We start from the raw sequence: 25,262 nt of genomic DNA on the forward strand, positions 1-25,262 counted from the left end.
TGTATGAAGGAATAGGATATGGACAATCTGCGCGGCGCTTTGATCATGGTGCTGTCGATGTTGGGCTTTGCCATTGAGGACATGTTCATCAAGCTGATCGGGACGGATATCCCGATCGGGCAGATTATCTTTATGCTCGGGACCGGTGGCGCGCTTTGCTATGGTGCGATGGTGGTGATGAAGGGCGAGCCCTTGATGGATCGCGCGATGCTGACCCGCCCGATCCTGCTGCGCGCCTTGGGCGAGATTGTCGGCACATTAGGGTTTGTATCGGCCATTGTGCTGACGCCGATTTCTTCTGCCTCGGCCATCTTGCAGGCGACACCGCTGGTGGTGACCCTAGGCGCGGCGCTGTTTCTGGGCGATCCCGTCGGCTGGCGCCGGTGGAGCGCTATTTTGGTTGGTATGCTGGGCGTCTTGCTGGTGATCCGCCCGGGGATGGACAGCTTTCAGGCGCTGTCCCTGCTGGCGGTGCTTGGGGTGCTGGGGCTGTCCTTGCGCGATCTGGCAACGCGGCGGGTACCGCAATCGACCTCTACGTTCCAGCTGTCGTTCCTTGCGTTTCTGGCGCTGGTCCCTGCAAGCCTGCTTTTCATGCTGGGCACGGGCACGGCCTTTGCGCCGATGTCGGGGGTGCAATGGCTGTTCATGGGGGCCGCGCTGACAACCGGCATGGTCGCCTATTACGGCATCGTCGCGGCCATGCGTATCGGCGAAATCAGCTTTGTCACACCGTTCCGCTATGCGCGCTTGCTGTTCGCGATGGTTGTGGGCATCACGATCTTTGGCGAACGCCCCGATCTGCTGACCTATGTTGGCGCAACCATCATTGTTGCCTCGGGCATCTATACGGTATGGCGTGAGCGAAAGGTCAAAGAACAGGCCTGAACACTTTCCATCCTCCCCCCGGCGCGCTAAACCGCTGCGCAATTGTCATCTGCAAAAGGATAGCCCCTTATGAGCACGATCATCGACATCCACGCCCGCGAAATCATTGACAGCCGGGGCAACCCCACGGTCGAAGTCGATGTGACGCTTGAAGACGGCACCATGGGCCGTGCGGCCGTTCCCTCTGGCGCATCCACCGGTGCCTATGAGGCGGTAGAGCGTCGCGACGGCGACAAAAATCGCTATATGGGCAAGGGCGTTCTGGAAGCCTGCGCCTCGGTCAATGGCGAGATCGCGGATGCGCTGGTCGGCATCGACGCGACAGAGCAGGTCGAGATTGACGGCACGATGATCGAGCTGGACGGTACCGACAACAAGTCGCGTCTGGGGGCCAACGCCATTCTGGGCGTCTCCCTCGCGACGGCGAAGGCCGCGGCTGATTATTGCTCGCAGCCGCTCTACCGCTATGTGGGCGGCACCTCTGCGCGCATGCTACCCGTGCCGATGATGAACATCATCAACGGGGGCGAGCACGCGGATAACCCGATCGACATTCAGGAATTCATGATCATGCCCGTCGCGGCAGAGAATATCCGCGACGCGGTGCGCATGGGCTCCGAGGTGTTCCACACGCTGAAGAAAGAGCTTTCGGCCGCAGGTCTGTCCACCGGTATCGGCGACGAAGGCGGCTTCGCACCCAACATCAGCTCCACCCGCGATGCACTTGATTTCATTCTGAAATCCATCGAAAAAGCAGGCTATAAGCCGGGCGAGGAAATCTACCTCGCGCTGGATTGTGCGGCGACGGAATACTTCAAGGACGGCAGCTATGTCCTTTCTGGAGAAGGGAAAACCCTGACCAGCGCCGAGAATGTGGATTATCTGGCGGCCCTCTGCGCCGATTACCCCATCATCTCTATCGAAGACGGCATGTCCGAAGACGATTGGGATGGCTGGAAACTGCTGACCGACCGTCTGGGTGACAAGATCCAGCTGGTGGGCGACGATCTATTCGTGACCAACCCCGAACGTCTGGCCGAAGGCATCAAACGGGGGTCTGCCAACTCCATGCTGGTGAAGGTCAACCAGATCGGCACCCTGTCCGAGACGCTGCAAGCGGTCGACATGGCGCATCGTGCGGGCTTTACCAACGTGATGTCCCACCGCTCGGGCGAGACTGAAGACGCGACGATTGCGGATCTTGCTGTTGCGACGAACTGCGGTCAGATCAAGACCGGCTCGCTCGCGCGGTCCGACCGGTTGGCGAAATACAACCAGCTGATCCGCATCGAGGAATCGCTTGGTGTGACAGCGGAATACGCCGGCCGTTCGATCCTGAAAGGTTGATCAAGGGGGGGGCATCTTGCCCCGCCCGAAGATACGAAAGCGCGCCCGATCAAGGCGCGCTTTTTTTGTGCTTGCGGTGTCGCGTCCAGTGTCAGCTTTGGATCTGACGCAACAAGCCCGACTTGGTAAAGCCCACACGGATCATATCCGTGTCACTTTTCAGCATCGGCATCTTGATCTGGATTGTCCGCGGCTGTGCGCCAAAGGCTACGTTCATTCGGATGGTGGCCACGAATTTGCCTTGCGTCGACGGGCGCACGTCTTCGATCATACCGACGACTTCGCGGTCGGTGGTCATGACCGTAGCGCCCAATGCCGCCGTGATCGGGACAGAGGCCGCGGCGCGGGACACATCGCCGCTAACACTGCGCGATACCGCGGCGGTCGCGCTGCTGGTCGTCCCGCTGCTGTCGGTCGTCGTGCCGCCACCGCTGTTGGACCCGCCAGTGCTGCCGACACCCACGCCAACGCCCGCGACGGAACCCCCGCCAACCGAGGCCCCGACACCAGCGCCCACGCCGCCGACAGAGGCGCCAGCGCCCGCATCAGCAACCGAACCGCCACCGACAGAGGCACCCGCCCCCGCGCCGACGCTGCCTGCGCCCACACCAACACCGACATCCGCGGCGGACCCGTGGCCGACGCTGGCCCCTACGCCCGCGCCAATACCGCCAACGCTGGCACCGACGCCAACATCCAGCGCAAAGGCCGACGTGGCGATGAATACAGTTGCAACCGAAGTTGCGGCGTTTTTAAGAAACATACTCGTCATGGTCATTCTCCTTTTGAAAAGGAACGGCGCAAGCAAAGCCCCCACTTTCTGCGCCACCGTTCTGAGGTAGTACAATTCAAGGTAGAACCACCCAGATATCAAGCAAGGAAACAGACTGTTTACGGAATACCACTGTGCAAGCGGGCAACAGCCCTTTGCCGCGCCAGAAACCCGCGCCGCGCAACTAACCTATTCGGGAAAAACGAAGAATACGCACGACTATAGCGCGAAAAGCCAACGGGCGACTCACGCCGCAACACGTCCTGTCCAGAGAAAAGCGCAGGTCACAGGGGTGACGATACGCTGGCGCAAAACCCATCAAAGGGCCCTATTCTAAACGCTGATCGCCTCTGTCGGCATGCTGACGGTGCCGCCCCCGACCGCAGCCCGCACCCCCGTGGTGCCGGGGCAAGAGGTCGGCAGCCCGCGCGCCACCCGCACGGCAAGATATCCGAAGGCCTGCGCCTCCAGCATATCACCGTCGAGCCCGATCTCTTCTATCGGCATGACCGGACAATCCAGACTGACGCTGAGCATCTTCATCAACACAGGATTGTGCCGCCCGCCCCCGGTGACCAGCACACGATCGGGCAAACGCGGACAATGCTGCATTGCTTCGGCCACGCCAGCGGCACACATGGCCGTCAGCGTCGCGGCGGCATCTGCGTCCGACAGTTCGGTCACCAGCGCGACCATCTCGTCAAAATCGTTCCGGTCCAGCGACTTGGGGGGCATCCGTGCGAAATAGGGCTCGGCCAGAAACAGCTCAAGCGCGCCGGTCTCTACCCGCCCGCGCGACGCGGTCTTGCCGCCCTCGTCAAAGGGCAGCCCCAGACGCGCCTGCATCAGATCGTTGATGGGCGCATTGGCGGGCCCCGTGTCGAAAGCCAGCAGCGCCCCCTCCGCCTCGGGCAACGGGATCGCCGAATCCACCCAGGTCAGGTTCCCCACCCCGCCAAGATTCAAAAAGGCCACCGGCCCCGTCAGCCCCGCATAGCGGGCACAGGCGTGGTGAAAGAACGGCGCGAGCGGTGCGCCCTCTCCGCCCAGATGCACATCGGCGCTTCGGAAATCCCACACGACGGGCAGCCCCAGATGATCCGCCAGCGCTGCACCATCGCCCACTTGCAACGTCCCCTGCATGCGCGGCGCATGGGCCAGCGTCTGCCCGTGAAAGCCGATCAGATCCACATCGGTATACGCGCCAAGGGCATCGATATGCGCCGCCTCGACCACCTGCGTCGCCGCCGCCACCTCTGGCCCTGACCATTTGCCGAAACCGGCCGCGATAGTGCGGCGCTCCTCGGCGGAATAGCTGCGGTAGCTCGATGTGCCGAAACCCATGATATCGCGGCCGTCCGTCTCGATCACCGCAACGTCTACCCCGTCGAGCGAGGTGCCGCTCATCGCGCCTGCGGCCCGCAACGGGCCTGTTTTCGCGATCCGTGTCGGGGTTCTTGCCCCTTGGGCCTTATTCATGGCCTTTTCCTTTGTCTGCTCAGCACCTATAGAGTGCACCACCACCCAAGCTGAGGGCAAGCACCATGACATACCACCCCAAATCCGATTTCATCCGCATCATGATGGAGCGCGGCTTTCTCGCCGATTGTACGGACTATCAGGGCCTTGATGACGCGCTGATGAACGGGGCTGTTCCTGCCTATATCGGCTATGACGCGACAGCGAAATCCCTTCATGTGGGGCATCTGATGAATATCATGGTGCTGCGCTGGTTGCAGAAATGCGGCGGCAAACCGATCACCCTGATGGGCGGCGGCACAACCAAAGTGGGCGACCCGTCCTTCCGGTCGGATGAACGCCCCCTGCTCGACAATGCCGCCATCGACGCCAATATCGCCGGCATGCAGCAGGTTTTCGAGAAATACCTGTCCTACGGTGACGGTGCCAGCGACGCGATCATGCTGAACAACGCCGAATGGCTGGACAATCTGAACTACCTCGCATTCCTGCGCGACATCGGGCGGCATTTCAGCGTGAACCGGATGCTGTCGTTCGAAAGCGTCAAATCCCGTCTTGATCGGGAACAGTCGCTGTCCTTCCTCGAATTCAACTACATGATCTTGCAGGCCTATGACTTCCTTGAACTCAACCGCCGCTATGGCTGCCTACTGCAGATGGGCGGCTCGGATCAATGGGGGAATATCGTCAACGGGATCGACCTGACCCGCCGCGTGCTGGATCAAGAGATTTTCGGGCTCACCACGCCTTTGCTGACCACCAGCGACGGCCGCAAAATGGGCAAATCCCAGGGCGGCGCGATCTGGCTGAACGGGGACATGCTGTCGCCTTACGAGTTCTGGCAGTTCTGGCGCAACACCACCGATGCGGACACGGGCAAGTTCCTCAAGATCTTCACCGAACTACCGGTCGAGGAATGCGACCGTCTGGGCGCGCTGAAAGGCTCCGACATCAACGCGGCCAAGATCATCCTCGCGAACGAGGTCACGACCCTGCTGCACGGTGCCGAAGCCGCAAAGAATGCCGAAGCCACGGCACGCGAAGTGTTTGAAAAAGGCGGCGTCGGCGATGACCTACCCACCCTGACGCTCAGCGCTGAGGATATCGGCGACGGCATTTCTATCGTGCAGTTGATCGTGAAATCCGGTCTGGCCGGTTCGGGCAAAGAGGCAAAGCGTCTGATCACCGAAAACGGTGCCCGCTATAATGACGAACCGCTGACAGACGCAGGGCTGATGGTCGATGCCGACACGCTGGCCACACCGATCAAGCTTAGCGCGGGCAAGAAACGCCACGCGCTTGTACAACTGGGCTAAGCCCCCGCAATACGCGAGGGGGGCGGGTCGCCCTGCCCCCTTCAGTTTTCGGCTTTTTCTTCCAGCATCAGCCACTCGGCCTCTGCGTCCTGCAGCTTTTCATTCCGCTCGACCAAGGCATCGGTCGCTTTCTGGAATTTCACCGGATTGTCGGAATAGAGCGTCGGATCACTCATCAACTCTTCCAGTTTCGCGATTTCAGCTTCCAGTCGCGCAATCTCGGCGGGCAGCGCCTCTAGCCGGTGCTTTTCGGTAAAGCTCAGGCCCGATTGCTGCGTCGCTTTGGGCTTTTCGGATTTCGCCCCGGGCTTTGATTTGGCGACGACGCTTTGGTCAAAATCATCCTGCTGGCGCTGCGCCAGATAATCCGTCCAGCCGCCCGCATAGACGGTCGCCTTGCCGTCACCCTCCATCGCAATGGTGGTCGCGGCAACACGGTCAAGGAAGTCACGGTCGTGGCTGACCAGCAGCACAGTGCCGTCATAGGTCGACAGCAGCTCCTGCATCAGATCAAGGGTTTCGACATCCAGATCGTTGGTCGGTTCATCAAGCACCAAGAGGTTGCTGGACCGCGCCATGATCTTGGCCAGCAGCAACCGCGCCTTTTCGCCCCCCGACAAGGACCGCACGGGCGCACGGGCCTGCCCCTCGTCGAAGAGGAATTCTTTCAGGTAGCCGACCACGTGTTTCGGCTGCCCACGCACCAGAATCTGGTCCGCCTTGCCCGATACACGCATTTCCGGATCGCCGGTCAGACTGTCCCACAGCGACATATCGCCATCAAGCTGCGCGCGCGCCTGGTCGAACAGCGCGATCTCAAGATTGGTACCCTGTTTGATCTCGCCCCCGTCGGGCTGTTCTTTCCCGATCAGCATATTCAGCAACGTCGTCTTGCCCACACCATTCGGCCCGACCAATGCGATCCGATCACCCCGCTGGATGGTGATGTCAAAGGGACGTAGAATCGTCTTGTCGCCAAAGGCCTTGGTGATGCCCATAGCCTCGACCACCTTGCGGCCCGACTTCGGCCCCGCTTCCAGCGCCATGGCGGCGGTGCCCTGACGTTTGATCTGGCTGGCGCGTTCGGCTCGCAGGTCTTGCAGGGCGCGCACACGGCCCTGGTTACGCTTGCGCCGCGCCGAAATACCTTCGACAGCCCACCGTGCTTCCGCCTTGATCTTGCGGTTCAGCTTGTGGCGCTGCATGTCCTCTTCTTCCCACATCTGGTCGCGCCAGGCTTCAAACCCGCCAAAGCCGATGTCCTGCCGACGCACAACACCACGGTCTACCCACAGCGTCGCACGGGTCAATTCGCGCAGGAACGCCCTATCGTGAGAGATAATCACAAAAGCGGCCCGCGTCGCTTTCAGCTCGTCTTCAAGCCAGCGGATCGCTTCAATATCCAGGTGGTTCGTCGGCTCGTCCAGCAACATCAGCTCGGGCTCGGACGCCATCAAACGCGCCAATGCCGCACGGCGACGTTCCCCCCCGGATGCGGTGCTGACAGGGCGCGCGGGGTCGAACTTCAACCCCTCTCCGGCCCGTTCGACCTTGTACATCTCGGACGGGTCCAGTCCATGGGCCGCGAAGTCGCCCAAAGTCTCGAATCCGGTCAGATCCGGGTCTTGCTCCATATAGCCTACCGAAACGCCGGGCCCGACGATCACGTCGCCGCTGTCGGCCTCGACCAATCCGGCCATAACCTTCATTAAAGTGGATTTACCTGACCCGTTCCGGCCCACCAGCGCCAGTCGGTCGCCGGATTGAACCACAAGGGACATGTCTTCGAATACGGGATCTCCGCCGAATGTCAGCGAGATCTCGTTAACTTGTAAAAGGGGTGCGCGTGCCATGACAGCCAGCTAGCGCCGCGCCGCGTCAGCGTCAATGACCCCTCTTCCAAATGGGCTAAAATCCTCGCCGAAGGCATGAAACTCTTAGGCGGCACCGCGCAGCAGGCGCTTACGCCCCTCGGGGATCGCCGCGATTTCAAGGCCGGTAAACACATGCAGCGTGTTCATCTGATGGTCGATCACCGCATGATCGCTCACCCAGCCCCCCATCATCAGATAGCTTCGCAGCAGCGGCGGCAGCATTTGTAGCGCGGCTTTCTCGGCCGGTTTGTCCAACCTCCGTTCCACAAAGCCCACCGTATCGGGGGCCTTGACCTGCGGCTGCCATTGCAGTGGCGCAAGGTGGCGGCGGTGCAAAAGCGCCATGACATCGCTATAGGGTCCCGGATCGGTACCCTTGAAGGAGGTGCACCCAAAGAGCAACGCGACCGTATGGGCGTCCACAAACTGTGCCAGCGCGGCCCAGGCCATGCGCACGACATCCGGGTCTGTGACCCCCGGGGCCAGACAGAACCGCCCCAGTTCCATCATAGCGCCGGGGAAATATGCAAGCTTGGTCAGATCGTAGAATTGCGCGGCATAGCTTTGATCCAGCGACGCGCCCTCCATCAGCCCGATCCGGTAGCAGCACAGCAGGTCACCGCTGCCTTGATGCCGCACGAGGATATGATGTTTTTGCGCATCAAACCCATCGATATCGCGCGGCTGAACCAGCCCAAAGGCCCGCGCGCGCAATGCTTGCGCGGCGTCGATATCCTCAGGCGTGGTGGCACAATAGGCGCGGTACGGACCGCGTAAAAGCGGCTTGATCACAGCACCCTCCGGCACCGTCACGCGCCTGCCCTAGCCAGCCAGCGCCGCAGGGTTGAAGCGGCCAATGTTGCCCAGAAGCTGGCGAATAAAGGATTTATCCGAGATCGGCGAACTGGTGACGCGGCGGTCAAGGGTGACGACATTGCCACGCTCCAGCCCGAAACGTTCGACGTTCTGCACCACCCCGTTGCTGTCAAAGCTGACAGCGACAACTTCGCGCTCTGTCTCGCGCGGGGCCATGAACCACATCGCCTGACGGCGCGACCGGACATAGTAATACCCCGAATTGGTCAGCAACCCTGCCGACGCGGGCACGCCCACGGTTTCGGCCACGGTGTCGCGTGTGTCCTGGCCCACGGTGATCTTCTCAAGATCCTCTTGCGGCGGGATATAGCCGTGGTTGGAGTATTGCGGGGAGCAGGCCCCAAGCGTCAGACCAGCAGCGAGAACTGTGGCGGTCAGCAGTGTCTTTTTGACATGGCGGTCGATACGCATTCTTGGTGCCCTCTTGCCCTTGGGGATCATGGCTTTTATCTCGCATACACTAAGCACGCCCCATGGTTCAAGAAACGAAAGTACCCCTAACATGTCTCGCACGCCCCCAAGCCCTACAGCATTGCGCGTCGCAGAGCTGTCGCAGAATGCGCAAACCCCTTTCTCCCTGCGTCCCGACGCCGACAGCTTGCGGATGATCGCAGAAGAACTTGATCTTTCAGCCTTACGTAAACTTTCATTCGAAGGGCACCTCAAAGCGCTTGGTCGCAGTGATTGGGAACTCAAGGCGCGTCTGGGGGCCACTGTGGTACAGCCCTGCGTGGTGACGCTGGAGCCGGTCCAGACTCGGATCGACGTCGATGTCACACGGCTTTTCGTGCAGGATTACGAAGAACCCGAGGAAGCCGAGATCGAGATGCCCGAGGATGATCGCACCGAACCGCTTGGCGCGTGGATTGATCCCGCGGCCATCATGATCGAAGCGCTGGCGCTTGAGATTCCCGAATACCCCCGCGCCGACGGGGCCGAACTGGGGCAAGCGGTCTATACCAAACCCGGCGACACCCCGATGACCGACGAAGACGCCCGTCCCTTTGCGGGGCTGGCCGGCCTCAAGAACCAGCTTAAGGACGATACCACCGAATAACCCTGCCGGTTTGGGTGAAAAAAGGGTTGCTTCGGCGGGTTTTCGCAGTATTTTGCGCCCTTCACCCCAATTAAGGTTGGACATCGGATAGGCTTCGGCCTAAACGCACGTCACGCCCAAACCGGGAGTTGATCTGAAACACGGTCGTCTTTGGCAGGAAGCCGATGAACGACCCCGAAGGCAAAGGCACCAGACATGGCTGTCCAACAGAATAAAGTTTCCAAATCGCGTCGCAACAACCGCCGCGCACACGATTCGCTGACTGCAGCGAACCCGAACGAATGCTCCAACTGTGGTGAGCTGAAGCGCCCGCACCACGTTTGCGCAGCATGCGGTCACTATGACGACAACGAAGTTGTTTCTCTGAACGAAGAGATCGACCTCGACGAAGACGCGGCGTAAGCTCGTCCCGTCAACCGCAGTTCATAAGAGGCATCGCACCAGATGACGGCCACGTCCGATCAGCCTAGCGCGAGAACTCAGCGCACCCTTATCTCAGTTGATGCGATGGGGGGCGATCAGGGCCCGGCAATCGTTGTTGCCGGGTGCTCTGCGTCCGCGCTAAAAAATCCCGATATCAGCTTTATCCTGCACGGCCCTGCCGAAACGCTGGAACCGCTGGTAGCAAAGCGGCCCGAACTGAAAGGGCGCTGCACCATTCGGGATGCCCAAGGGGTTGTCACAATGGATGACAAGCCCAGTAATGTCGTGCGCAATGGCAAGGGCACATCGATGTGGTCCGCCATCGAATCCGTGCGCGACAACGAAGCCTCGGTCGCGGTCAGCTGCGGGAACACCGGCGCGCTGATGGCGCTGTCGATGATCCGCCTGAAAAAGCTGCCGGGTGTGAACCGCCCTGCCATCGCCGTGCTCTATCCCTCCACCAACCCTCAGGGCTTCAACGTTCTGCTGGATGTGGGTGCGGATGTGCGTGCGGATGCCGATGACCTGCTGCGCTATGCGCTGATGGGCAAATCCTACGCCCGCAACGGCATGGACATCGAACGCCCGCGGATCGGGTTGCTGAATGTCGGCACCGAAGAACACAAAGGCCGGACCGAGCTGAAAGAAGCCCACGAGTTGATTCGCGACGCCGCGGATGACGCGGGTTTTGAATTTGTCGGTTTTGTTGAAGGCGGCGATATCTCGGGTGATGTCGCAGATGTGATCGTCACCGATGGATTTACAGGTAATATTGCGATCAAGACCGGTGAAGGCACCGCGACGCTGATCGGCAATGGCCTGCGCCAAGCGTTCAAGAATTCGATCTGGTCCCGCGCGGCATCGCTGCTGGCCTATACCTCGCTGCGCCGCGTCAGCAAACGGTTTGACCCGCGCCGTGTGAACGGCGGTGTGTTTTTGGGGTTGAACGGCACGGTCGTTAAATCACACGGTGCCGCTGACGCGACGGGGGTTTCCTCGGCGATCAAACTGGCCGCGCGATTAGCGGAAAGTGAATTTACAAATCGGTTGGCTGCGCGTGTTGCTGCAGCAAAGCCGACGAAAGAGACCGAAGAATGACAAAAAGAGCCGTCGTAATTGGTGCCGGACACTACCTTCCGGAACGCGTTGTCGAAAACGCGGAGTTTGAAGGCAAGATCGACACCAGTGACGAATGGATCCGGTCACGCTCTGGCATTGAACGGCGTCACTTTGTCGGCGAAGGCGAAACCACGTCGACCATGGCCACCGCCGCCGCCAAGGCCGCACTGGCCGACGCGGGCAAGACAGCCGCCGATGTGGATGCGGTGATTGTCGCCACCTCTACCCCCGATCTGACTTTCCCCTCTGCCGCAACGATGGTGCAGGCGCAGCTTGAGATGGAGCGCGGCTTTGCCTTTGATGTACAGGCCGTATGCGCGGGCTTTGTCTATGCGCTGGCCAATGCCAACGCGCTGATCGTCTCGGGTCAGGCTGACCGCGTGCTGGTCATCGGCTCCGAGACCTTCTCGAAAATCATGGACTGGACCGACCGCAGCACCAGCGTGTTGTTCGGTGACGGTGCCGGCGCGATCCTGCTTGAAGCGCAAGACGGCGACGGCACCGCAGCCGACCACGGTATCCTCTCCACCGATCTGAATTCGGACGGGCGCTACAAAGACTTGCTCTATGTCGACGGTGGCATCAGCACGGGCACGACCGGCTATCTGCGCATGCAGGGGAATCAGGTCTTCCGTCACGCGGTTGAAAAACTCGCCGCGTCGGCAAACACAGCGATGGACCGTGCCGGCGTCAGCGCCGAGGACGTCGACTGGATCGTCCCGCATCAGGCGAATATCCGTATTATTCAAGGCACTGCCAAAAAGCTGAACCTGTCGATGGATAACGTCGTCGTGACGGTTCAAGACCACGGCAACACCTCTGCCGCATCGATTCCGCTGGCACTTTCCGTCGGGCAAGAGCGTGGCCAGATCAAGAAAGGCGACCTTCTGGTCACCGAGGCGATCGGCGGCGGGCTGGCCTGGGGCGCGATCGTTCTGCGCTGGTAAGCGGCTTTTCTTCGCGCGAACAGCACGTTACGCCCCATAGTTGTTGACTTGCGGAAAAATCACAGCCTATGCTGCTTAAAACACATGGGGGGAAGATATGGCCGACAAAACGTTGACCCGGATGGATTTGAGCGAAGCAGTCTTTCGTGAAGTAGGTCTTTCCCGCAATGAAAGCGCACAGCTGGTCGAAGCGGTGCTTGAACATATGTCCGATGCGCTGGTCAAAGGCGAACAGGTCAAGATTTCATCTTTCGGCACTTTCTCGGTGCGCGACAAGTCGGCCCGCGTTGGCCGGAACCCCAAAACCGGCGAAGAGGTCCCGATTAACCCGCGCCGCGTGCTCACATTCCGCCCGTCCCATCTGATGAAGGACCGGGTTGCAGACGGGAACAAGCGATAACCTAATGCCCAAGTCTCCGGACGCATTCAGAACCATCTCAGAAGTTGCAGAATGGCTTGAAATTCAGGCGCATGTCCTGCGTTTCTGGGAAAGCAAGTTCACGCAAGTCAAACCGATCAAACGCGCAGGCGGGCGGCGATATTATCGCCCCAACGATATGCTGCTGCTTGGCGGCATCAAACGCTTGCTGCATGAAGACGGGCTGACGATCAAAGGCGTCCAGAAGGTATTGCGCGAAGAAGGCATGGGCCATGTCGCGGCCCTGTCTGCGCCTCTTGACGGGGTCACGCAGGATGATCTGGATGCCGGTGGCGACACGATCGACATGACCCCCGCGCCGATGCACGAGGACGCAGAACAGACCCACGAGGGTGTTGTCCTCCCGTTCGAGCAACGCGGGAGCAAAGCGGCTAAGCCAGCCCCTGTCGAAGCGCCCGAAACACACGCAGAAGCCGCTTCCGCGCCCGAGGTGTCGGCAGAGGATACCCCACCCCTGCCTGCCGACGAACCGACCCTCGACGCGACAGAGGCGGAGCCGGAGGAGAAAACCACTGCCCCCGCCGATACCTCTGCGGAGGACGGTGCCACCCTGCCCGGCTTCCTGCGCCACCCGATGACCGATGCACCGGTGCCGCCAAGCGATAACACGCCGGACGACGCCCCTGACGCTACGCAAACACGCGCCCCGGATCAGGACGCGCACGCACTGCCCATCGACAGCGCGCCAGAGGCAGCGCCGGAAGACAGCACCGCCGAAACGCTGGAGGCGGAAACGCGGGACGTCGAAGCGCCAGAGATCAACGAGGCACCGGAAGCCCCTGTTGTGGCAGGTCCCAAGCCGCGTGTGATCGATCTGCCGCCTCTGACGGCAGAAGAAGACTTCCCCGCCAAACCCTCTGTGCTTTCTGCTGCATTGCTGTGCCGCGATCTGCCCGAGGATTCGGCCCGCGATATCGCGCCTTTGCTTAACCGTTTGGGTGAACTGCGCGATTCCATTCGGGCCGATGTGGTCCGCGGCACAAAAGTCTAAGCCGCGCGTGCGATTTGCGACAATTCCCCCTTGCACGCACGGTTTTATCAGGTATGAAACGCCTCATGTCGGGCTATGGCGCAGCCTGGTAGCGCGTCCGTCTGGGGGACGGAAGGTCGCAGGTTCGAGTCCTGCTAGCCCGACCAACCGACATAAAACAAACGCCCGTACCCTAATGGGTGCGGGTGTTTGCATTTGAAAGGCCCGGATATGATCGGCGTAGTTCCCAACCAGCATATCACCGACATGATCGCTTCGGGTCAGATCATCGGCACACCACCTGTCGACAGCGCCCAGATCCAGCCTGCGAGCCTTGATCTTCGTCTAGGAACAGTGGCTTACCGCGTACGTGCCTCATTTCTTGCGGGGCATGGGGCCAAGGTCGCCGACCGTCTGGAAGAGTTCGAGATGCACCGCGTCGACCTGACGAATGGGGCGGTGCTGGAAAAGGGCTGCGTCTACGTTGTCCCGCTGATGGAAAGCCTCGCCCTGGCCCAAGGCACCTCTGCGGCGGCCAATGCCAAAAGCTCCACCGGGCGGCTGGACCTGCTCACGCGCACCATCACCGACGGCGGGACCGAGTTTGATCGCATCGCGTCGGGCTATACCGGCCCGCTTTACGCAGAGATTTGTCCGCGGTCTTTTTCGGTGCTCGTACGTCCGGGCATGCGGCTGAACCAGATCCGTTTTTCCACCGGTGCCGCCACGCTTGACGATGCCGCGCTGCGCGCATTGCACGCCGACAGCCCGCTGGTGGATGGCGAGGCCGTGATCGATGATGGTCTGGGATTCTCGGTCGATCTGCGCCTGCCTGACACCACGCTGGTCGGCTACCGCGCCAAACCGCATACGGGTGTGATCGATCTGGACAAGATCGGCCATTATGACCCCGCGCAATACTGGGAAGAGGTCCACAGCGACAACGGTCAGATCATCCTCGACCCCGGTGCGTTCTACATTCTGGTGAGCCGTGAAGCCGTGACCATCCCGCCCGAATACGCCGCAGAAATGGCCCCTTATCTGGCAATGGTGGGCGAATTCCGCGTGCATTACGCGGGCTTCTTTGACCCCGGTTTCGGCCATGCCTCCGCAGGGGGTGCGGGATCACGGGGCGTACTTGAAGTGCGCTGCCACGAGGCCCCTTTCGTGCTGGAGCATGGTCAGGTCGTCGGACGGTTGGTCTATGAGAAAATGACCGACGTACCGACCCAGCTTTACGGGTCGGGCATCGCGTCGAACTATCAGGGTCAGGGCCTCAAGCTCAGCAAGCATTTCAGCGCGCCGCGCTAAGCTTCGCAGCGCCTGATCACGCGGGTTAGAAACGCGTCAGCTTGCGCATGTTCTTGACCATATTGCGCGCCTGTTTGCCCTGCTCGCGGCTGCTTTTGTCACGACGGGCCATTTCCTCGGCGCTTGGTTGGACAGGATTGCCGTCACGGTCCACTGACGCCCGACGCCCCTTGCCCAGCTTTGACGCCTGATCAAAGCCGATATCAACGCCTTTGTTGATCAAACGCCCCATCACGCGACGCATAATCATATTAATTATCTGGTTCATGTCCTGACCTCTTTACCGCGCGTTAAACTGTGTCTGAGGCCAATATAGCACCTATTGCGGCGATTTTCAGGCCACCTGCGGGATTAATCCTCGAACAGCTCGCTCTGGCCCTCGGTCGCTTCTGGCTCTTCCTCGCTGTCGACACCGGGCATCTCGCCAAAGGCGGGGCGGCTTTCCAGCAATCCGGCAGAGCGGAGCTCTTTCAACCCCGGCAGGTCGCGGGGGCTTTCCAGACCGAAGTGGGCCAGAAATTCCTGTGTCACGACAAAGGTCACCGGACGACCGGGGGTCATTTTGCGACGGCCAAAGCGAATCCAGTCCAGCTCAAGCAGCTGATCCAGTGTGCCGCGCGATACGGATACGCCGCGGATCTCTTCGATCTCGGCGCGGGTGGCGGGCTGGTGGTAGGCGATGATCGCCAAGGTCTCGATCGCGGCGCGCGACAGTTTGCGGGTCTCGACCGTTTCGTGTTGCATGAGATACCCCAGATCCGCCGCCGTGCGCATGGCGTAGGCATCCCCGATGCGGCACAGCTCCACACCGCGGCCGGTGTAGCGTTTGCGTAGATGCACCATCGCTTCGGCAGGGTCACAGCCATGCGGCAGACGCGCCGCGATCTCGCGCAGGGTCATCGGCTCTGCGGTGGCGAAAAGGATCGCTTCGATCATGCGCTCCTGTTCGGCCAACGGCGGGGCCTCGAACAGGCTTTCTTCTGTTTGTTCAACGGGTTCGGCCACGTCAGATATCCTTCTTGCGCAACTGGATCGGGGCAAACACGCCCTCTTGGCGAATTTCCAGATGCCCTTCCTTTACCAATTCAAGCGACGCCGCAAACGTCGATGCCGTGGCCGAGCGGCGCATTGCCGGTTCTTCGCCCCATCCGTCGGGCATGTAGCTGGTCAGGTCAGACCAGTCGCCAGAAAACCCAATCAAGCCGCGCATGCGCTCCAGCGCCTGCTCCATCGTAAAGACCTTGTCACGGTCCATCACGAAGGGGCGGAAATCGTCGCGGGTGCGGATACGCGCGTAGCCCTGCATCAGGTCCAGCAAGGTCGCGGTATAGGTCACGCGGCGGGTCTGGCGCATTTCCTGCGTCTGGCCGCGGGCAAAGAAGTCGCGCCCCAACTGGTCACGGGCCATCAGCTGGGCCGCCACGTCGCGCATCGCTTGCAGACGTTCAAGCTGGAACGCCAGATGCGCGGCCAGTTCCTCGCCCGAGGGGCCATCGTCCTGCGGATCAGGTGGCAGCAGCAGGCGGGATTTCAAAAACGCAAGCCACGCAGCCATGACCAGATAATCCGCCGCAAGCTCAAGCCGCAGCGCCTTGGCCTTGTCCACGAACATCAGATATTGGCGTGCCAGTTGCAGCACAGATATCTTGCGCAGGTCGACCTTCTGGGTGCGGCTGAGGGTCAGCAACAGGTCCAACGGGCCCTCGAACCCGTCGACATCCACGATCAGCGCCTCGGCCGCGAGCCGTTCAGCAACTTTCGTTTGCCCGTCTTCCAACTGCGTTTCAGCCATAAACCGCCCCGCCCAAAAGCTTGTCGAGCTTTGCAGTCAGGGCAGGAATGTCAACATCATCAGGGGTCCGGCGCATGGCAAGGGCCCGCGCGGCCCGTGTTTGCGCAGCGTCGGACATCTCTCCGGCAGCATCGGCAACCCGGGTGCGATCCTCAAGCGTGGCGTTGCAATACAGCACCACATCACAGCCTGCGGCCAAGGCACCGGCGGCGATGGCATCCACCTCGCCCGTCAATGCTTTCATCGAGATATCATCCGTCATGATCAGGTTATCAAAGTCGATATCCTCGCGGATCAGCTGCATCATCACGGGCGACAGTGTGGCAGGGCGCGGATCAATCGCGTCATAGACCAGATGCGCCGTCATCCCCATCGGCAGGTCGTTCAACGCCTTGAACGGGGCGAAATCATGGGTGTCCAACGCGGCACGCGGCGCATCAACCTGCGGCAAGTCAAAATGACTATCCATTGTGGCGCGCCCATGTCCGGGCATATGTTTGACCACGGGCAAAACGCCCCCCGCCAACATGCCGTCTGCCGCCGCACGGCCCAAAGTCGCCACGGCATCGGGCGTCGTGCCGTAACAACGGTTGCGCAGGAAAGCGTGGGTTTGCGCCCCAGCGACATCGACCATCGGCGCGCAATTGCTGTCGATGCCCACGCGGTGCAGCTCGTCCGCGATCAGTCGAAAGCGCAGATACATCGCCTCTGCCGCCTTGGGGCCTGCCGCTTGCACGAAGTCCAGCGGTGCTGTCCAGTCGCGCCAATGCGGTGCGCGCAACCGCTGCACCCGCCCGCCTTCTTGATCCACGGTGATCACAGCCTCGTGGCCCGCCGCCTCGCGCAGTTCATCACACAGCGCACGGACCTGATCCGGCGTGTCGATATTGCGCGCAAAGAGAATGAACCCAAAGGGCTTTACGGCGCGAAACAACGCCTTTTCCTGCGCCGTCAGCCGAAGCCCCGACGCGTCCAGTATCGTCGCCCCGTATCGCATCAGCGTGTAACGACGGGAATGCAGTCGGTGTTTTCAGCAACCAGCGCCGAACAGAAGCGTCGCGCATCCGCGATGTCCGAGAACCCATGCGCACGCAGACGGTAGAAAGTGCGCCCGCCGCTGCTGGCCTCTTGGATGATGCGGTCCTTGCCTTCCATATAGGCCCCGAAACGCGCGTTCAGACGGACCCATTGCGCCCGTGCGATCTGCGGTGAATCGAATGCGCCAAGCTGCACCAGACGCGTACCGGTGGGCAGGCTGTCGGGCGAAAGCTCTTTCACTTCGGCGGCGGCGACCGGTGCCGGTTCAAACGACGCTTTGGTCGCGACGGCACGGCCACCGGGGCGCGTTTGAGGACGCAAGGAGGCGCGCACGCCCGGCTCTTCACCCATGGCAACGGCCACCGCGTTCGACACCGCCATCTCAAGCGGGTCGACATCCATCGTCGCACTTGCGTTCATCGGCTCTGGCAGGGCGGTGCCGTCTTCTTCGTCTTCCAGTGGTTCCACCCCATCGGTGAGAGAGGCGACAAGATCGTCCACATCGCCGTTTTTCAAAGCCTCTGCCACGTCAGCCGCAGGCGATGATTGCGTTGGTGCCTGTTGCGCAGGTGCAACCATCGCAACGGGAATGGGCTGGTCTTCTTCTTCCAGATCCAGTGGCTTCGGGGCCAAAATCAGCTGTTCCGCGAATTGGTTCGCCGTCCCCTCAGAGGCCACAGCATTGACCGACAGACCCTGATTGTCCGCCAGTTGGCCGCCAGGATTTTCGGGCCGCACGCGCATATCGCCCTGGGCCGCACGCACCACCGGAATGCCGGTAACATCGCGCACCAGCAGCTTGTAGCCCCAGACCCCGATGCCGACGATCAAGGTGATGGAAAGCGCCGCGCCCGCGAAATTTGCAAACTTGGTCAAGGGCTTGGCCGCAACTTGCGGTGCCATGCCTGCGTCATGTTCAAAGGAGTACCCCCCACCCTGGGAGGAGGACGTGTAATCTGCCATTTCTGCCTCACTGCCCGCGTCAGATATCACCCGCGCGGGTCTGTTTTTTGAACCTGCCTGACCAGCAATGGTGCGTTATCGCATCTCTTCCGCTGGCTTGACCCCAAGAATACCAAGACCTGACGCAATTACAATCGCTGCGGCTTGGGCCAGCGCGATTTTTGACTGGGACAGGGCCGCATCATCCTGCAGGAAACGCAGTTCAGGCACGTCGTTGCCGCGGTTCCACAGGCCGTGGAAATCGCCCGCCAGCTCATACAGGTAAAAGGCGATCCGGTGCGGTTCGTTGCTGCGCGCCGCGGTCTCTACCATCCGGGGCCATTCGGCCAGCTTTTGCGCCAGTTTCAGCTCTGCTTCGTGGTCAAGCTGGCTCAGGTCGGCACGCTGCAAGGTTTCAATATCGGTGTCGACACCCGCCTCTGCTGCCTTGCGCAGGACAGAATGCACACGCGCATGGGCATATTGCACGTAGAACACCGGATTCTCACGCGACTGTTCCAGTACCTTGGCAAAGTCAAAGTCCAGCATCGCGTCATTCTTGCGGGTCAGCATGACAAAACGCGTCACATCAGGGCCCACCTGATCAACAACATCGCGCAGGGTGACGAATGTCCCTGCCCGTTTGGACATCTTGAATTCCTTGCCGTTCTTGAACAGCTTGACCAGCTGCGTCAGCTTAATGTCGAGCGGCACCGCCCCCTCGGACAGCGCCGAAACAGCGGCTTTCATCCGTTTGACATAGCCGCCGTGATCCGCGCCAAAGACGTCGATCAGCCTGTCAAAGCCACGCTGCACCTTGTCGTAGTGATACGCGATATCGGGCGCGAAATAGGTCCAGCCGCCGTCGGACTTCATCACCGGACGGTCGACGTCATCGCCATGGGCGGTGGATTTGAACAGGGTCTGCTCGCGCGGCTCCCAGTCCTCGGGCTTCTTGCCTTTTGGCGGCTCAAGCACGCCCTCATAGATCAGCCCTTTGGCTTTCAGGTCATCAATCGCGGATTCGATCCGGCCCGTGCCATAAAGCGACTTTTCGGAATAAAACACATCCATCTCCACCCCGAGAGAGGCGAGATCATCGCGGATCAGCTTCATCATCTCGTCGGTGGCAAAATTGCGCACCTCTTCAAGCCAGACGGATTCATCGGCGTCGATATAGGCGTCGCCCACGTTGTCTTCAGCGCGGCCCCCACATCGATCAGATAGTCGCCGGGGTATGTGCCTTCGGGAAAGGCGACCTCTTGGCCGTGCGCCTCGAGATAGCGCAGATAGACAGAGCGCGCCAAAACATCGACCTGCGCGCCGCCGTCATTGATGTAATATTCACGCGTGACATCGAAACCCGCGAAATCCAGCAAGGACGCCAGCGCATCGCCAAAGACCGCGCCGCGGGTGTGCCCCACATGCAGCGGCCCCGTCGGGTTGGCCGAGACATATTCGACGTTGACCCGCTTGCCTTGCCCCAGATCGCCCCGGCCAAAGTCTGTGCCCTGCCCCAGAACGGCACCGACAACGCCCTGCCAGACCGCAGCGCTTAGCCGCAGGTTCAAGAACCCCGGTCCCGCCACATCCGCCGCGGTGATCCGTGGATCCTCGGCCAGCTTTTCGGCCAGCTTTTCAGCGATATCGCGCGGTTTCATACGGGCCGGTTTCGCCAGCACCATCGCGGCATTGGTCGCCATATCCCCATGCGCCGCATCGCGCGGCGGCTCTACGGTGATGGCGTCAAAGCTCAGCCCCTCGGGCAGAAACCCGTCGGCAACCAGCGTATCAAGGGTGGACAGCACGAGGCTGCGGATATCGGCAAATAGGTTCATAACGGGGTTCCTTCGACTTGGCCCCGTGTATCACCTGAATATGCGCCCATAATCAAGGGCGGTTCAGCCTTTAACGATCAACCGCTCATGTTCCTGCAAGGCAAAGCGATCTGTCATCCCCGAGATATAGTCGCTGACGATCCGCGCAAGCGCCGTATCGCCGTCCGCGTCCTCTACATCCTTGCGCCATTGCTTGGGTAATTGGTCCGTATGCGCGCAGAAATAGGGGAACAGATCCTCGACCACCTGCGTGACCTGCTTGCGCATGATCACCACGGATGGCGCGCGATACATGCGGTCAAAAAGAAAGGCGCGGATGACCTTGAGATCCTGGAAAACCGGATCGGAGAACTGGATCAACGTGCGCCCGGCCATGCGAATATCGGTGGCGGTTTCGGGCTTCATCTCGGCCAGACGGTGGCGAGCGACGCTGATCACGTCCTCCACCAGCACGCCAAAGAAACGGCGCAGTGCCTCGTGACGGCGGCGATAGTAGTTCAGACCGGGATACAGCCTGTCCACTTCGGCGAAATTCTGCTTCAGGATCGGCAGTTCGGCCAGCTCGTCCGTCGAGAACAGTTCGGCCCGCAAACCGTCATGCAGGTCGTGGTGGTTATAGGCCACATCATCGGCAATCGCCGCCACCTGCGCCTCGGCACTGGCGAATGTCTCCAGCTCAAGATCATGCTGACGCTCATAGGCCGCAAGTGCCCACGGCAGCTCTCCCGTCACCGGCCCGTTATGTTTGGCCAACCCCTCCAGCGTGTCCCAAGTCAGGTTCAGCCCGTCGAAATCCGCGTAATGCCGCTCCAGATGGGTGACGATGCGGATGGCTTGGGCGTTGTGGTCAAACCCGCCATAGGGGGCCATCAAAGCTTCCAGCGCGTCCTCGCCCGTGTGACCAAAGGGCGGATGCCCCAGATCATGGGCCAGGGCGACCGCCTCTGTCAGCTCGGCATTCAGACCCAACGCACCGGCGATCGTGCGTGCCACCTGCGCCACCTCGATCGAATGGGTCAGCCGCGTGCGATAGTAATCGCCCTCATGCTCGATAAAGACCTGCGTCTTGTGCTTGAGCCGCCGAAAGGCGCTGGCGTGGATGATCCGGTCGCGGTCCCGCTGAAAGCAGGAACGAAAGGTGCTTTCCTCTTCCGGTATCAACCGTCCCCGGGTCAACGCCGGATCAGAGGCAAAAGAAGCGCGCATAGTCGGTGGTCCTTGTGGCCTGTCCTGCGGGTTTCTATATTGTAAGACAACACAGATGGAAACCGATCACACCGGAGCCCGAAAATGAACCTGCCCCCCCAAGTTACCCCACGCGCCTTTGACCGCCTTGCCGAAATCGGTGCCGCCGCAGAGGGCAAAGCCCTACGCGTCGCAGTAGAGGGCGGCGGCTGCTCCGGATTTCAGTATGACATCGCGCTGGATGATCCCAAAGACGATGACCTAATCCTTGAAGGGGCTGGCCAGAAAGTTGTGGTCGACAGCATCTCCCTGCCCTTTCTTACCAATGCCGTCATCGACTTTTCCGAGGAATTGATCGGCGCGCGTTTCGTGATCGAAAACCCCAATGCCACCAGCGCCTGTGGCTGCGGCACGTCTTTCTCGATGTAACGCGCGCCCGATACACGCGCCCGCTTCATTTTGCCCAAGTAAACTCCCGCCGGAGGCTGGCCTCATGCCCGCATGAGGCCATTCTAGTGCCGTCGCTGCACCATAGAGCCCACTGCCAGGATCGGTGCCCGCGCAAACCGCGCGAAAAACGCTTCAAATTGCGGGCAGGATGCCTCTGCCTCGGTCAGTATCTCCTGCGCCTCTGGGTCCAGCGCCCTCATGACCCGTCCACGCATAAGCGACCACTGCGCTTGCCGCGTCTCTCCCATGTCAAAAAGCGCCGCCGATAGCGCCTGCAGCGCCCCGTTTGGCGGGGTATAGCGGATGGCCACAGCCCCTTGTGGCACCGGTTGGCAAAATGCCGCCCCTCCGGACATGTGCGCGGCCCAGCCGGTCACCAGATATGCGTGATACCCGTCCACCGGTCCGCCCCCCTGCTGCGGTACGATCCGGCAGGCACGTGCAGCGGACTGAACCGCATCCTTCCACAGTGCAGGTGACGCAGCGCCTGCAAACCGTAGCGCGGCACAAATCTCGGCCAGCAGATCCATATCCTGATCAAGATACGCCAGAATACCGGCAAAACTCAGGCTTCTGATCGCTGTCGTCGGCAGTTGGGGGGCGCGCTGACCGTAGTCAGACAGATAAAAAACGATATGTGCCAGCTCATAGGATGCTTTCTTATTGGGCAGCGCAAAGGTTTCGGATCGCGTGAAAAACCGGCGCAAGCGGGATTGCAGGGCGTCGTCGCGCGGCACGGACATCCGACGCGCCAGCAGGCGCTGCGCTTCGGCGCGTTGCAGGTCAGACAGTTCCCCATCCGCCAGCCGCATACGGGCGACCCAATGCACCAGCCGCTCCCCCGCGTCGCCGGGCAAGCCCAGATCCTCAAGGTCCAGCGCGAGGGACAGGAAAAATCGGTAGTACTGCGGGAAGAAGCGGATCGTCTCTTCGATACGGTCATAGAACGACGCATAGGGCACCAGAGCGTCTGGCGGGACAGGCATGTTCGCGCTTGCGAAAATCCCCAGCCATTCCGCATTTTCCTTCAACCAGAATACATCCCCCGCACGGCGTCGCTGCACCGCAAACATACGGCTGATCGCGGCGCTATCGGCGTGTTTGCGACCGCTATTGCGCGCACGGACGGATGACAGCGGTATAACATTCGACATAGGCCCCCCTTTTGGCAAGAAACCCCTGCGCCGGTTCCAGCGCAGGGTGTGTTTGGATTAGCAGCCGGTGGTAAACAAACCGGTAAGCGTCCCAGTCGCCATGCCGCCTGCCTGCGGTCCCGACTGGGATCCTGTGGTGAACAGCCCGGTGCCGTGGCCGCAATGGGGGTCTTGCCCTGCACGGATACAGCCGGTGGTATAAAGCGCGGTCCCCGCCCCCTGATGGAGCGATGCCGCCCCGGCGTGAACATTCGGGAAAGCAGTTTCGACGTAAGCAATAGCGGTCATGAGTTTTCCTTTTTGACGCGATTTTGAAATCGGCAACTAAACCTCAAGCTGCACTCCCTTCATCAATCACCACCTCAGGGCTTTGACCTAGGCGACAAAAAGATCGCATTTTAACGATGTAAATCATCCACATGCGCTGCGTGTTTGATCCGGTTGAAACCACGCAGTGATGCCGTGTTCTCCACAATAGCGACAATTGTAACGGAACGCAGGCAAAGCGCCCCGCCGCGGCGTGGGCACTGTCGGCTCTCCTTCGAATCGCAGGCGAAACCTGCCCAAACCGGTGCAGCCCCCTTGCCCCATATTGCGGTATGCGCGATAGCTGCGGAGACCAATGCAGGGGGCCGTCATGAAAATCGCCACGTTCAACATCAACGGGATCAAAGCGCGGATCGACGCCCTGCCCCAATGGCTCGACGAAGCGCAGCCCGATGTCGCCATTCTGCAAGAGATCAAATCCGTCGACGAAGGCTTCCCGCGCGAGCTGTTCGAGGATCGCGGCTATAACGTCGAGACCCACGGGCAGAAATCATTTAACGGCGTCGCGATCCTGTCAAAGCTCCCGCTTGAGGATGTAACCCGTGGCCTGCCCGGGGACGAAAGCGACGAACAGGCGCGCTATATCGAGGCAACGGTCGTGGGTGATCATTCATCTGTGCGGCTCTGTGGGTTGTATCTACCCAACGGCAACCCCGCACCGGGCCCCAAGTACGATTACAAACTGGCGTGGATGCAGCGTCTTGAAGACCGTGCGCGCGCACTCTTGGCCGAGGAAACACCGTTTCTGCTGACAGGCGACTTCAATATCATCCCCCAAGCCGAAGACGCGGCAACGCCAGATGCCTGGCGTGAAGATGCGTTGTTTCGCCCTGAATCCCGCGCCGCCTGGCGACGTCTGCTGGCCCTTGGCCTGACAGAGGCGTTCCGCGCACGGACCCAAGGGCCGGGGCATTACAGCTTTTGGGATTATCAGGCAGGCGCATGGAACCGCAACAACGGCATCCGTATCGACCATTTCCTGCTTAGCCCTGCCATCGCCGACAGCCTGCGCGACTGCCAGATCGACAAGGATGTACGCGGACGCGAGAAACCCTCCGATCACGTGCCCGTCTGGGTGGAGCTTGACCTCTAGCTCGGACGCACAAGTGCGGCCCTAGATCACGCCTGAAGCTCGGCATCCCAATAAAGAAAATCCATCCAGCTATCATGCAGGTAGTTGGGCGGGAATTTCCGGCCCATATTGCGCAGATCCTCGGCTTGCGGCTGGCGCGGCGGTTTGCGCAGCTGGAATCCGGTCTGGTGCAGCGCCTTGGACCCTTTTTTCAGATTGCACGGGCTACACGCCGCAACAACGTTCTGCCAGCTTGTGATACCGCCCGCGGCACGGGGCACCACATGGTCAAAGGTCAGATCCCCCCGTGCCCCGCAGTACTGGCAGCAGAATTCGTCCCTCAGAAATAAATTAAAGCGCGTGAAGGCCACGCGCTTTTGAGGTTTGACATAATCTTTGAGAACGACCACCGACGGGATGCGAATTTGCATCGACGGGCTGTGAACATAGTCGTCATATTCAGCGACGATATCCACCCGATCCAGCCATTTGGCCTTTACCGCTTCCTGCCAGGGCCACAGCGACAGCGGATAGTAGGACAAGGGCCTGTAATCCGCGTTCAGCACAAGGGCCGGTTTGTTTTTCAGCCCTGCCGGGCTTCGGGTGAATTCAGTTCTAAAGTCGCCGTCCATTGTTCGATAGCCCC

General features: G+C 60.8%; 26 protein-coding genes, 1 tRNA gene and 1 pseudogene. 13 read left to right on the plus strand and 15 right to left on the minus strand.

Going from position 1 to position 25,262, the window contains the following annotated elements:
* Positions 1-18: 18 nt before the first annotated feature.
* Both EE36_RS15390 and eno read left to right on the plus strand, forming a co-directional pair.
* The gene (locus tag EE36_RS15390; protein ID WP_005853779.1) at positions 19-888 is read left to right on the plus strand and encodes a DMT family transporter; all 870 of its coding nucleotides are present in this window, start codon (positions 19-21) and stop codon (positions 886-888) included.
* Between the two features lie 69 nt (positions 889-957).
* Positions 958-2,235 carry a phosphopyruvate hydratase gene (eno, locus tag EE36_RS15395; protein ID WP_005853781.1) on the plus strand — a complete coding sequence of 426 codons (1,278 nt, stop codon included), beginning with the start codon at positions 958-960 and terminating at the stop codon, positions 2,233-2,235.
* Between the two features lie 91 nt (positions 2,236-2,326).
* On the opposite strand, the gene EE36_RS15400 is transcribed toward eno, so the two are convergent.
* Positions 2,327-3,007, minus strand: coding sequence for a hypothetical protein (locus EE36_RS15400; RefSeq protein ID WP_005853783.1), 681 nt, complete (start codon positions 3,005-3,007; stop codon positions 2,327-2,329).
* 333 nt (positions 3,008-3,340) lie between these two features.
* Positions 3,341-4,486 carry an anhydro-N-acetylmuramic acid kinase gene (locus tag EE36_RS15405; protein WP_005853785.1) on the minus strand — a complete coding sequence of 382 codons (1,146 nt, stop codon included), beginning with the start codon at positions 4,484-4,486 and terminating at the stop codon, positions 3,341-3,343.
* 65 nt (positions 4,487-4,551) lie between these two features.
* On the opposite strand from EE36_RS15405, the gene tyrS reads away from it, so the two are divergent.
* Positions 4,552-5,802: a tyrosine--tRNA ligase gene (gene tyrS / locus EE36_RS15410; protein ID WP_005853786.1), complete on the plus strand. Its 1,251-nt coding sequence runs from the start codon at positions 4,552-4,554 to the stop codon at positions 5,800-5,802.
* A 41-nt stretch (positions 5,803-5,843) separates the two neighbouring features.
* Here tyrS and EE36_RS15415 read toward each other — a convergent pair whose 3' ends face one another.
* The 3 genes from EE36_RS15415 to EE36_RS15425 all read right to left on the minus strand — a co-directional run bounded on the left by EE36_RS15415 (position 5,844) and on the right by EE36_RS15425 (position 8,963).
* The gene (locus EE36_RS15415) at positions 5,844-7,655 is read right to left on the minus strand and encodes an ABC-F family ATP-binding cassette domain-containing protein (RefSeq protein WP_005853787.1); all 1,812 of its coding nucleotides are present in this window, start codon (positions 7,653-7,655) and stop codon (positions 5,844-5,846) included.
* An 84-nt stretch (positions 7,656-7,739) separates the two neighbouring features.
* Complete coding sequence (locus EE36_RS15420) at positions 7,740-8,489, minus strand: GNAT family N-acetyltransferase (protein ID WP_156785549.1); 750 nt, start codon at positions 8,487-8,489, stop codon at positions 7,740-7,742.
* A 9-nt stretch (positions 8,490-8,498) separates the two neighbouring features.
* Positions 8,499-8,963, minus strand: coding sequence for an outer membrane protein assembly factor BamE (locus EE36_RS15425; protein WP_005853789.1), 465 nt, complete (start codon positions 8,961-8,963; stop codon positions 8,499-8,501).
* Between the two features lie 91 nt (positions 8,964-9,054).
* On the opposite strand from EE36_RS15425, the gene EE36_RS15430 reads away from it, so the two are divergent.
* From EE36_RS15430 to EE36_RS15465, 8 genes are all read left to right on the plus strand, one after another.
* Positions 9,055-9,609: a DUF177 domain-containing protein gene (locus tag EE36_RS15430; RefSeq protein WP_039912052.1), complete on the plus strand. Its 555-nt coding sequence runs from the start codon at positions 9,055-9,057 to the stop codon at positions 9,607-9,609.
* Between the two features lie 195 nt (positions 9,610-9,804).
* Positions 9,805-10,011, plus strand: a complete 207-nt coding sequence (rpmF, locus tag EE36_RS15435) for a 50S ribosomal protein L32 (protein WP_005853791.1) — start codon at positions 9,805-9,807, stop codon at positions 10,009-10,011.
* A gap of 42 nt (positions 10,012-10,053) precedes the next feature.
* The gene (gene plsX / locus EE36_RS15440; protein WP_037953718.1) at positions 10,054-11,130 is read left to right on the plus strand and encodes a phosphate acyltransferase PlsX; all 1,077 of its coding nucleotides are present in this window, start codon (positions 10,054-10,056) and stop codon (positions 11,128-11,130) included.
* Positions 11,127-12,098: a beta-ketoacyl-ACP synthase III gene (locus EE36_RS15445; RefSeq protein ID WP_005853793.1), complete on the plus strand. Its 972-nt coding sequence runs from the start codon at positions 11,127-11,129 to the stop codon at positions 12,096-12,098. The genes plsX and EE36_RS15445 overlap by 4 nt, the downstream gene beginning before the upstream one ends.
* A gap of 97 nt (positions 12,099-12,195) precedes the next feature.
* Positions 12,196-12,498 (plus strand): integration host factor subunit alpha, encoded by a 303-nt coding sequence (ihfA, locus tag EE36_RS15450; RefSeq protein WP_005853794.1) that lies wholly within the window; start codon positions 12,196-12,198, stop codon positions 12,496-12,498.
* A gap of 4 nt (positions 12,499-12,502) precedes the next feature.
* On the plus strand, positions 12,503-13,528 hold the full coding sequence (locus tag EE36_RS15455) for a MerR family transcriptional regulator (protein ID WP_005853795.1): 1,026 nt from the start codon (positions 12,503-12,505) through the stop codon (positions 13,526-13,528).
* A 69-nt stretch (positions 13,529-13,597) separates the two neighbouring features.
* A tRNA-Pro gene (locus EE36_RS15460) sits at positions 13,598-13,674 on the plus strand.
* 64 nt (positions 13,675-13,738) lie between these two features.
* On the plus strand, positions 13,739-14,818 hold the full coding sequence (locus EE36_RS15465; RefSeq protein WP_005853796.1) for a 2'-deoxycytidine 5'-triphosphate deaminase: 1,080 nt from the start codon (positions 13,739-13,741) through the stop codon (positions 14,816-14,818).
* Positions 14,819-14,843: 25 nt separating this feature from the next.
* Here EE36_RS15465 and EE36_RS15470 read toward each other — a convergent pair whose 3' ends face one another.
* The 7 genes and pseudogenes from EE36_RS15470 to EE36_RS15500 form a co-directional block, all read right to left on the minus strand.
* Positions 14,844-15,086 (minus strand): hypothetical protein, encoded by a 243-nt coding sequence (locus EE36_RS15470; RefSeq protein WP_005853797.1) that lies wholly within the window; start codon positions 15,084-15,086, stop codon positions 14,844-14,846.
* An 83-nt stretch (positions 15,087-15,169) separates the two neighbouring features.
* On the minus strand, positions 15,170-15,823 hold the full coding sequence (scpB, locus tag EE36_RS15475) for an SMC-Scp complex subunit ScpB (RefSeq protein ID WP_005853798.1): 654 nt from the start codon (positions 15,821-15,823) through the stop codon (positions 15,170-15,172).
* A 1-nt stretch (position 15,824) separates the two neighbouring features.
* Positions 15,825-16,610, minus strand: a complete 786-nt coding sequence (locus tag EE36_RS15480) for a ScpA family protein (protein WP_005853799.1) — start codon at positions 16,608-16,610, stop codon at positions 15,825-15,827.
* The gene (nagZ, locus tag EE36_RS15485; RefSeq protein ID WP_005853800.1) at positions 16,603-17,607 is read right to left on the minus strand and encodes a beta-N-acetylhexosaminidase; all 1,005 of its coding nucleotides are present in this window, start codon (positions 17,605-17,607) and stop codon (positions 16,603-16,605) included. The genes EE36_RS15480 and nagZ overlap by 8 nt, the downstream gene beginning before the upstream one ends.
* Positions 17,607-18,611 (minus strand): SPOR domain-containing protein, encoded by a 1,005-nt coding sequence (locus EE36_RS15490; RefSeq protein ID WP_254655596.1) that lies wholly within the window; start codon positions 18,609-18,611, stop codon positions 17,607-17,609. Before EE36_RS15490 ends, nagZ begins: the two co-directional genes overlap by 1 nt.
* Before the next feature lie 75 nt (positions 18,612-18,686).
* Positions 18,687-20,428, minus strand: a pseudogene (argS, locus tag EE36_RS15495) (arginine--tRNA ligase).
* Positions 20,429-20,491: 63 nt separating this feature from the next.
* Entirely contained in the window at positions 20,492-21,634 is a 1,143-nt protein-coding gene (locus EE36_RS15500; RefSeq protein WP_005853804.1) for a deoxyguanosinetriphosphate triphosphohydrolase, read from the minus strand.
* 84 nt (positions 21,635-21,718) lie between these two features.
* Here EE36_RS15500 and EE36_RS15505 point away from each other — a divergent pair, with 84 nt between their 5' ends.
* Complete coding sequence (locus EE36_RS15505) at positions 21,719-22,042, plus strand: iron-sulfur cluster assembly accessory protein (RefSeq protein WP_005853805.1); 324 nt, start codon at positions 21,719-21,721, stop codon at positions 22,040-22,042.
* An 83-nt stretch (positions 22,043-22,125) separates the two neighbouring features.
* Here EE36_RS15505 and EE36_RS15510 read toward each other — a convergent pair whose 3' ends face one another.
* The gene (locus EE36_RS15510; RefSeq protein ID WP_005853806.1) at positions 22,126-23,217 is read right to left on the minus strand and encodes a hypothetical protein; all 1,092 of its coding nucleotides are present in this window, start codon (positions 23,215-23,217) and stop codon (positions 22,126-22,128) included.
* Positions 23,218-23,274: 57 nt separating this feature from the next.
* Positions 23,275-23,505 (minus strand): hypothetical protein, encoded by a 231-nt coding sequence (locus EE36_RS15515; RefSeq protein ID WP_005853807.1) that lies wholly within the window; start codon positions 23,503-23,505, stop codon positions 23,275-23,277.
* A gap of 349 nt (positions 23,506-23,854) precedes the next feature.
* Between EE36_RS15515 and xth the strand changes: the two genes are divergently transcribed.
* Positions 23,855-24,637 (plus strand): exodeoxyribonuclease III, encoded by a 783-nt coding sequence (xth, locus tag EE36_RS15520; RefSeq protein ID WP_039912068.1) that lies wholly within the window; start codon positions 23,855-23,857, stop codon positions 24,635-24,637.
* A 26-nt stretch (positions 24,638-24,663) separates the two neighbouring features.
* Here xth and EE36_RS15525 read toward each other — a convergent pair whose 3' ends face one another.
* The gene (locus EE36_RS15525; protein ID WP_005853809.1) at positions 24,664-25,248 is read right to left on the minus strand and encodes an HNH endonuclease; all 585 of its coding nucleotides are present in this window, start codon (positions 25,246-25,248) and stop codon (positions 24,664-24,666) included.
* Between the last annotated feature and the right edge of the window lie 14 nt (positions 25,249-25,262).

This window comes from Sulfitobacter sp. EE-36 (genome assembly GCF_000152605.1).
In the GTDB taxonomy this organism is placed as follows: domain Bacteria; phylum Pseudomonadota; class Alphaproteobacteria; order Rhodobacterales; family Rhodobacteraceae; genus Sulfitobacter; species Sulfitobacter pontiacus.